Source organism: Streptomyces formicae (assembly GCF_002556545.1).
Lineage (GTDB): Bacteria > Actinomycetota > Actinomycetes > Streptomycetales > Streptomycetaceae > Streptomyces > Streptomyces formicae_A.
This window is the reverse complement of record NZ_CP022685.1, coordinates 3747646-3755000: the sequence shown is the minus strand read 5'-3', so window position 1 is coordinate 3755000 and position 7355 is coordinate 3747646. Positions and strand designations below refer to the sequence as shown.

Annotated in this window: 5 protein-coding genes and 2 rRNA genes (1 of these 7 running past the window's edge); 2 read left to right on the top strand and 5 right to left on the bottom strand. The window is 69.5% G+C overall.

Translation table 11 applies throughout. The features are described from left to right. Positions 1-1415, top strand: a 23S ribosomal RNA gene (locus KY5_RS16070); it begins 1708 nt to the left of the window's first position. An 88-nt stretch (positions 1416-1503) separates the two neighbouring features. Next, positions 1504-1620, top strand: a 5S ribosomal RNA gene (gene rrf / locus KY5_RS16065). 102 nt (positions 1621-1722) lie between these two features. Here the strand turns inward: rrf and KY5_RS16060 are convergent. Genes KY5_RS16060 through KY5_RS16040 form a run of 5 tightly spaced genes read right to left on the bottom strand, consistent with a single transcriptional unit; the run spans position 1723 to position 7327 of the window. After that, positions 1723-3033 carry a DUF58 domain-containing protein gene (locus KY5_RS16060; protein ID WP_098242895.1) on the bottom strand — a complete coding sequence of 437 codons (1311 nt, stop codon included), beginning with the start codon at positions 3031-3033 and terminating at the stop codon, positions 1723-1725. Next, a complete protein-coding gene (locus KY5_RS16055; protein WP_098242894.1) occupies positions 3033-4022 on the bottom strand; it encodes an AAA family ATPase in 990 nt (329 codons plus the stop codon). Before KY5_RS16055 ends, KY5_RS16060 begins: the two co-directional genes overlap by 1 nt. After that, positions 4022-5302 (bottom strand): DUF4350 domain-containing protein, encoded by a 1281-nt coding sequence (locus KY5_RS16050; RefSeq protein ID WP_098242893.1) that lies wholly within the window; start codon positions 5300-5302, stop codon positions 4022-4024. Before KY5_RS16050 ends, KY5_RS16055 begins: the two co-directional genes overlap by 1 nt. Then, complete coding sequence (locus KY5_RS16045; protein WP_418952783.1) at positions 5299-6024, bottom strand: DUF4129 domain-containing protein; 726 nt, start codon at positions 6022-6024, stop codon at positions 5299-5301. Before KY5_RS16045 ends, KY5_RS16050 begins: the two co-directional genes overlap by 4 nt. A gap of 4 nt (positions 6025-6028) precedes the next feature. Then, positions 6029-7327 carry a hypothetical protein gene (locus tag KY5_RS16040; protein ID WP_098242892.1) on the bottom strand — a complete coding sequence of 433 codons (1299 nt, stop codon included), beginning with the start codon at positions 7325-7327 and terminating at the stop codon, positions 6029-6031. Between the last annotated feature and the right edge of the window lie 28 nt (positions 7328-7355).

Sequence of the window (7355 nt, the reverse complement as noted above, 5' to 3'; positions counted from 1 at the left end):
GCAAATCCGCCACTCATTAAGGGTGAGACCTGATGCCGAGCCGATTGTGGTGAAGTGGATGATCCTATGCTGTCGAGAAAAGCCTCTAGCGAGTTTCATGGCGGCCCGTACCCTAAACCGACTCAGGTGGTCAGGTAGAGAATACCGAGGCGTTCGGGTGAACTATGGTTAAGGAACTCGGCAAAATGCCCCCGTAACTTCGGGAGAAGGGGGGCCATCACCGGTGATGACATTTACTGTCTGAGCTGGGGGTGGCCGCAGAGACCAGCGAGAAGCGACTGTTTACTAAAAACACAGGTCCGTGCGAAGCCGTAAGGCGATGTATACGGACTGACGCCTGCCCGGTGCTGGAACGTTAAGGGGACCGGTTAGTGCGCTTTCGGGCGTGCGAAGCTGAGAACTTAAGCGCCAGTAAACGGCGGTGGTAACTATAACCATCCTAAGGTAGCGAAATTCCTTGTCGGGTAAGTTCCGACCTGCACGAATGGCGTAACGACTTCTCGACTGTCTCAACCATAGGCCCGGTGAAATTGCACTACGAGTAAAGATGCTCGTTTCGCGCAGAAGGACGGAAAGACCCCGGGACCTTTACTACAGTTTGATATTGGTGTTCGGTTCGGCTTGTGTAGGATAGGTGGGAGACTGTGAAGCGGGCACGCCAGTGTTCGTGGAGTCAACGTTGAAATACCACTCTGGTCGTGCTGGATGTCTAACCTCGGTCCGTGATCCGGATCAGGGACAGTGTCTGATGGGTAGTTTAACTGGGGCGGTTGCCTCCCAAAGAGTAACGGAGGCGCCCAAAGGTTCCCTCAGCCTGGTTGGTAATCAGGTGTTGAGTGTAAGTGCACAAGGGAGCTTGACTGTGAGACCGACGGGTCGAGCAGGGACGAAAGTCGGGACTAGTGATCCGGCGGTGGCTTGTGGAAGCGCCGTCGCTCAACGGATAAAAGGTACCCCGGGGATAACAGGCTGATCTTCCCCAAGAGTCCATATCGACGGGATGGTTTGGCACCTCGATGTCGGCTCGTCGCATCCTGGGGCTGGAGTCGGTCCCAAGGGTTGGGCTGTTCGCCCATTAAAGCGGTACGCGAGCTGGGTTTAGAACGTCGTGAGACAGTTCGGTCCCTATCCTCTGTGCGCGTAGGAATATTGAGAAGGGCTGTCCCTAGTACGAGAGGACCGGGACGGACGAACCTCTGGTGTGCCAGTTGTCCTGCCAAGGGCATGGCTGGTTGGCTACGTTCGGAAAGGATAACCGCTGAAAGCATCTAAGCGGGAAGCCTGCTTCGAGATGAGTATTCCCACCCCCTTTGAGGGGTTAAGGCTCCCAGTAGACGACTGGGTTGATAGGCCAGATCTGGAAGCCCGGTAACGGGTGGAGGTGACTGGTACTAATAGGCCGAGGGCTTGTCCTCAGTTGCTCGCGTCCACTGTGTTGGTTCTGAAACCACGAACAACCGTCGTAGCCATGTGCCACGGCTCCGGTTGACAGTTTCATAGTGTTTCGGTGGTCATAGCGTGAGGGAAACGCCCGGTTACATTCCGAACCCGGAAGCTAAGCCTCACAGCGCCGATGGTACTGCAGGGGGGACCCTGTGGGAGAGTAGGACGCCGCCGAACTATTTTTAGGGAAAACCCCCGCACCACATGGTGCGGGGGTTTTCTGCGTTCCGGGCCCTTTCGCTCTCCCTGGCTCTTCCTCTGCATCTCTTTTCTTCTCTGTCAGAGACGGCCTGCGGCTTTGAGGGACAGGTAGGCGTCTGCCAGTGCCGGGGCAAGCTCGTCCGGGGTGGCGTCCACGACCGTTACGCCTCGGCGCATGAGCTGTTCTGCCGTGCGGTGGCGTTCTGACTGAGCTTGGGCTGCGGCCGCCGCGTCGTACACCGCCTCTGTTGTGCCGCGGGACGTGGCCATCTGCTCGATGTGCGGGTCGGCCACCGAGGCGACCAGGACGGTGTGGCGTTTGGTGAGGCGGGAGAGTACGGGGAGCAGCCCCTCTTCCACCGGGGCCGTGTCGAGGCTGGTGAGGAGAACGATGAGGGAGCTGCGGGGGGCCGTGCGGAGGGCCGTCGCGGTGAGGCCACGGGCGTCGGTCTCGATGAGTTCGGGTTCGAGCGTGGCCAGGGCGTTGACCAGGGAGGGCAGGACTTCTCCTGCCGCTCGGCCCTGGACGAGGGCGCGCACCCGGCGGTCGTACGCGAGAAGGTCGACGCGGTCGCCTGCCCGGGAAGCCAGGGCGGCGAGGAGGAGTGCCGCGTCCATGGAGGCGTCGAGACGCGGGGCGTCGCCGACGCGGCCTGCCGAGGTGCGGCCGGTGTCGAGGACCAGAAGGATGTGCCGGTCGCGTTCCGGGCGCCAGGTGCGGACCGCGACGGTGGACTGGCGGGCGGTGGCGCGCCAGTCGATGGAGCGGGTGTCGTCGCCGGGGACGTAATCGCGGAGGCTGTCGAACTCGGTGCCCTGGCCGCGGGTCAACACGCTGGTGCGGCCGTCGAGTTCGCGCAGGCGGGCCAGCTTGGAGGGCAGGTGCTTCCGGCTGGCGAACGGGGGCAGGACGCGGACGGTCCAGGGGACCTGGTGGCTGCCCTGGCGGGTGAAGAGGCCGAGGGGGCCGTACGAGCGGATGGTGACGCGGTCGGCGTGGTGGTCGCCGCGGCGGGTGGGGCGCAGGCGGGTCGTGAGACGGCGGCGCTCGCCGGCCGGGATCGTGGACCGGTGTCGGGACGCGGCGACCTCGGTGCCCGGCTGCCAGCTGCTGGGGGGCCAGGCGTCACGGAGCTCGGCGAGCAGGGGGCGGCCGGAGGGGTTCGTGACGGTGAGGTCGACGTCGGCGGTTTCGCCGAGGCGTGCGGAGGTGTCGCCGGAGCGGGTCAGACGCAGTCGGCGTACGGGGGCGGCCAGGGCGAAGTCGCAGGCGCAGGCCAGGGCGAGCGGAGCGTTGACGGCGAGCATGCCGGTCCAGCCGGGGGCCCAGATGCCTACGGGGAGGCTGCCGATGGCCGCCAGGAGGGCGGTGCGTCCGGTGAGGGCCATCAGCGGGGGACCGGGACCTGGGCGAGGATCGCGTTGATGACGGAGTCCGCCGTGACGCCCTCCATCTCGGCCTCGGGGCGCAGTTGGACGCGGTGGCGGAGCGTGGGGAGGGCCAGGGCCTTCACGTCGTCGGGGATGACGTAGTCGCGGCCGGTGAGCCAGGCCCAGGCGCGGGCCGTGGAGAGCAGGGCCGTCGCGCCGCGGGGGGAGACGCCGAGCGTGAGGGACGGGGATTCGCGGGTGGCGCGGCAGATGTCCACGACGTAGGCGGTGATTTCGGGGGAGACGGTGGTCTTCGCGACGGCGGCGCGGGCGGCTTCCAGGTCGGCGGGGCCCGCTACGGGGCGTACGCCCGCGGCGCGCAGGTCGCGGGGGTTGAAGCCCTCGGCGTGGCGGGTGAGGACGTCGATCTCGTCCTGGCGGGAGGGGAGCGGGACCGTCAGCTTGAGCAGGAAGCGGTCCAGCTGGGCCTCGGGGAGGGGGTACGTGCCCTCGTACTCCACCGGGTTCTGGGTGGCCGCGACAAGGAAGGGATCGGGGAGGGGGCGCGGGGTGCCGTCGACCGTGACCTGGCGTTCCTCCATCGCTTCGAGGAGCGAGGACTGGGTCTTGGGCGGGGTGCGGTTGATTTCGTCGGCCAGCAGGAGGTTGGTGAAGACCGGGCCAGGCTGGAAGGAGAACTCGGTGGTGCGGGCGTCGTAGACGAGGGAGCCCGTGATGTCGCTCGGCATCAGGTCGGGGGTGAACTGGACGCGCTTGGTGTCGAGTTCGAGGGATGCGGCGAGAGCGCGTACGAGCAGGGTCTTCGCGACGCCGGGGACGCCTTCGAGGAGGACGTGGCCGCGGCACAGGAGCGCGACGACGAGGCCGGTGACGGCGGGGTCCTGGCCGACCACGGCCTTGGAGATCTCGGCGCGCAGGGCTTCGAGGGAAGCGCGTGAGCTGCGGGGATCTCCGGTGGGCCCGGCGTTGTCAGTGGTCGGGTCCATCATGAATGGCGTACCTCTCTTTCGAGGGCGTCGAGTTGGTCGGCGAGGGCGATGAGTGCTGCGTCGTTGCCGGGAGGCGGCCCGAAGAGGAGAGGGAGCAGGTCTCGGTCGGGGGAGGGGAATCGGGTGGAGAGCGCGGGGAGCAGGGTCTCGGGTGCGTGCGCCTGGGCGGGGGAGACGCCGACGAGCGGGGCGAGACGGCTGCGGGTGGCGGTGCGCAGTGCGGTGGCCGCGCGGTCGCGGGCGTTCGCCTTGCGGTAGAGGCGGGCGCGGCCTTCGACGGTTTCGGAGGCGCGGATGGCCACGGGAAGGCGTTCGAGGACGAGGGGGCCGAGGCGGCGTGCGCGCCACAGGGCGGCGAGTGCGGCGGCGAGGGTGAGTTGCAGGGTGGCCCAGCCCCAGCCGGAGGGGATCAGGTCGAAGAAGCCGCGGCGTTCGTCGTCGGTGGCGGCGGAGTCGTCGGAGAGAGAGGGGAGGTACCAGACCAGGTGGGGGCGTGAGCCCAGGAGTTGGAGGGCGAGCGAGGCGTTGCCGCGCTGGTCGAGGCGGTCGTTGTAGAGGATGTCGGGGGCGCCGAGGACGACGGTGTCGCCCTTTCCACGGGGGGTGGGGAGTTGCAGCAGGCTGGGCAGGCCGTCGCTGAGGTAGCAGGCTTCGGCGTCCGGGGCGAGGGCGTCGTAGCGGATGCCGCCCATGTCGGCGTCGCCCGCGCGGCGGGCCGCGGGCAGGGAGCAGCCGGGGGAGAGCGCGGAGTCGGTGCTGGGGACGCCGTCCGCGGTGACCCCGGGGGCGAGGGTGCTGACCGAGGGGGTGCCGGGGGCGACGAGGACGGTGCGTCCGCCGGAGTCCGCCGTGGCCGCGTGCAGGCGGGACTGCTGGCGCCTAGTGAGGACGTCGGGGTTGGCCACGAGGAGGGTCGTGTCGGGTCCGGCCGCGGTCCTTGCCTCGTCGACGGTGGTGACGACGCGGGTGGATACGCCTCGGTCGGCGAGGAGTTCGGCGACGGCCCGGCTGCCGTAGGGGTCGGTGGCGCGCGGGTCGAGGCGGCCGTGCTGGGCGCCGGAGCGGACCGCGGCGATGGCGACGGCCGCCGCCAGGAGGACGACCAGGGCGAGGGCGATGCCGCGGGTGCGGGTCCAGAGCTGGCGGGGGGTGGCCGAGGTCGACGTCGAGGCGGCGGCTGTGCCGGTGGCTGCGGTCGTGGCCGGGCGCGGGGGTGTGCCGGGCTGTCGTGCGGTGTCGGTCTCGGTGGAGCCGGTGGAGTTGGTGGAGCCGGTCATTCGGCGGCTCCCTGGGAGCTGCTGCTCGCTGTGGTGTGGGCGCTGTTCGTCAGGACCGGTTTGGTGCGTTCGAGGTCGCGGTCGAGTTCGGCGATGCGCAGGTATGCCGGTTCGTCGGAGGTGCGGCCGCCGTACGTCACGTCGTCGAACTCCCGGGCGGCGGTGTGCAGTCGACCGGCGTGGGAGGGAAGCGTGCGGCCCGCTTCGGCCGCCGCTTCGTCGGCGGTGCGTCCGGGGCGTACGTCCAGCAGGGCGCGCTCCTCCATGGAGCGGACGACGGCGCGCATGCGTTCCTGGAGGGCTTGGTTCCAGTGGCCCTGGGCCGCGTGTGCCTCGGCGGCCGCGCGGTGTTCCGCGGCGCTGCGGGGGCGGTCGTCGAAGAGGGGCGGCGCGGAGGTGGGTGTGCGGTGCGGGGTGCCGAGGCGCCACCACAGGGCCGCGGCCAGGAGGACGACGGCGAGGACGATGACCAGGAGGCCGAATCCGCCGCCCGGGGTGGCCCCCGAGGCGGCGGAGAACAGGTCCTCGACCCAGCCCCAGAAGCGGTTCAGGGCTCGCTGGAAGAGGCTGGGGTCGTTCTCGTGGTACATCGGCTTGGACAGTTCGCGCTCGGCCGCTTCCCGCGCGGGGTCGCGCGGGATCGTCACCGGAGGGTCGTCGCCGGTGCGCGGCAGGAGCGGTGCTGCCCCGAGCCTCGTGAGAACTGCCCCCGCCGCCGTCACCGCATCAGCTCCCCGGGGTGCCGGGCGTGGTGGGCCTGTGGCCGGGGAGGCCGGCGGCGCGGGCGAGTTCGAGGTCGAGGGCCTCGCGGCGGATGCGCTGGTCGATGTAGAGCAGCACGGTGACCCCGGCCGTGATGGGGAACGTGAGCATGGAGCCGATCACCGAGCCGATGCCGCTGACGATCAGGAAGGTCCAGCCCAGTTCGCCCGCGTTGTCGAGGAAGCCCGTGACGCCGTCGCCGCTGAGCGCGCCCGCGATGAACGTGAACGGGATGACGATGATCGATGCCACGACGTTCGCGATGATCGCGGCGAGCAGCTGGATGCCGAAGACGCGCCACCAGGAGCCGTTGACGAGCTTGACCGAGCGGGCGAGGGACTTCTTGACGCCCTGCTTCTCCAGCATCAGCGCGGGCGAGGCGAGCGAGAAGCGGACCACGAGCCAGAGGGCGGCGACGCTCGCGGCCAGACCGCCGAGTACGGCGAGGCTGGTGCCTGCCTCGGAGGCGCCCGCCAGCGCGATCAGTACGCCGGGCAGGATGCCGATGGCGACGACCGCGGCGCCGATGAGCGGGATGAGCAGGGTCAGGCCGAAGAGCTTGGCGAGCTGGGGCCGGGAGTCCTGCCAGGCTTCCGACGTGGTCACCGACTTACCGAGCACGGCGCGGCTGGTGACCATCGTGAGCAGGGCCGTCGCGACGATCGTGCCGAGCAAGGTGATCCCGAGGACCACTCCGGAGCTGAGCATCGTGTCGCCCATGGCGCGGGTCAGTTCGCCGAGGGTCGCGCTCGGGTCGTTCAGGGCGTCCGTGTCGACGGTGTCGTTCAGGACGAGGCCCTGGAGGAGGACGACGACGACTTCCGTGAGGACGGCGACCGTCAGCGAGATGCCGAGGACCGTGCGCCAGTGGGCGCGCATGGTGGACACCGCGCCGTCCAGGATCTCGCCCACGCCGAGCGGGCGGAGCGGGATGACGCCGGGCTTGGCGGCGGGCGGCGGGCCCTGCCACGCGCCCCAGCCTCGGTAGCCACCGGGGCCTCCCGGGGCGCCGGGACCGCCGGGGCGCTGTCCGCCCCAGCCGCCGCCCTGTGCGGGCGGCGGAGGCGGAGGTGGCGGGGTCTGGCCCGGGCCCGGGGTGCTGGGCGGGGACCACTGGGCGGGCGGCGGCTGCTCCTTGGACCACTTCGAGGACGGGCCGCTCTGCGGGGCGGCGTCCGTGGGCTCGGCGGAGTCCGGCTTGCCGGAGTCCGGTCCGTCGGAGGGGGCAGATCCGGGCGAGGCCCAGCCCGGAGTGTCGTTCATCGTCGCTCCTTCACGGTGCCCGTCCGCG

What these genes read in the sequence shown, in the direction of transcription:
- KY5_RS16060 (WP_098242895.1), bottom strand. Translation starts at nt 3,033, where the DNA reads ATGGCCCTCACCGGACGCACCGCCCTCCTGGCGGCCATCGGCAGCCTC.
- KY5_RS16055 (WP_098242894.1), bottom strand. Translation starts at nt 4,022, where the DNA reads ATGGACCCGACCACTGACAACGCCGGGCCCACCGGAGATCCCCGCAGC.
- KY5_RS16050 (WP_098242893.1), bottom strand. Translation starts at nt 5,302, where the DNA reads ATGACCGGCTCCACCAACTCCACCGGCTCCACCGAGACCGACACCGCA.
- KY5_RS16040 (WP_098242892.1), bottom strand. Translation starts at nt 7,327, where the DNA reads ATGAACGACACTCCGGGCTGGGCCTCGCCCGGATCTGCCCCCTCCGAC.